The sequence below is a fragment of the Vibrio sp. 2132-1 genome (assembly GCF_033344315.1).
This window is the reverse complement of record NZ_JAWPON010000240.1, coordinates 1-777: the sequence shown is the minus strand read 5'-3', so window position 1 is coordinate 777 and position 777 is coordinate 1. Positions and strand designations below refer to the sequence as shown.

1 protein-coding gene is annotated in these 777 nt (G+C 50.8%); it reads left to right on the top strand.

The annotated features are described in order from the left end of the window. On the top strand, positions 1-777 hold a 777-nt coding region (gene ilvA, locus R8N47_RS24680; RefSeq protein WP_318186035.1), incomplete at both ends, for a threonine ammonia-lyase, biosynthetic.

The window sequence follows — 777 nt, the reverse complement described above, 5'->3', positions numbered from 1 at the left end:
AATGTGGTGCTGCACGGCAGCAACTTTGATGAAGCCAAAGCCGAGGCCGAACGCTTGTCAGAACAACACGGTTATACGTTCGTGCCTCCTTTCGACCACCCATTGGTGATCGCAGGCCAAGGCACCATCGGCATGGAAATGCTGCAGCAAAATGGTCCTCTCGACTACATCTTCGTGCCGGTTGGAGGCGGTGGCTTGGCCGCTGGTGTAGCGGTTCTGGTCAAGCAACTGATGCCAGAAATCAAAGTCATCGCCGTCGAACCGGAAGACTCGTCTTGTTTGAAAGCGGCACTAGATGCTGGTGAGCCAGTGGTACTCGACCAAGTCAGCATGTTTGCTGATGGTGTGGCGGTAAAACGCATCGGTGAAGAAACGTTCCGCTTGTGTCAGAAATACATTGATGGTCATGTGGCGGTTTCAAGCGATGAAATCTGCGCTGCCGTAAAAGACATTTTTGAGGATACTCGAGCGATTGCTGAACCATCCGGGGCGCTTGCGCTTGCTGGCTTGAAGAAGTTTGTTGAGCAAAACCAACTGGAAAACAAAAACCTTGCCACGGTGTTGTCTGGCGCGAATACCAACTTCCATGGTTTACGCTATGTTTCAGAGCGTTGTGAATTAGGTGAGAAGCGTGAAGGTCTATTGGCCGTGACAATTCCAGAACGCCAAGGCGCTTTCTTTGAATTCTGTAATCTGATTGGCGGCCGCGCTGTCACCGAGTTTAACTACCGTTATAACGATGATGAACTGGCGAATATCTTTGTTGGTGTACGCCTG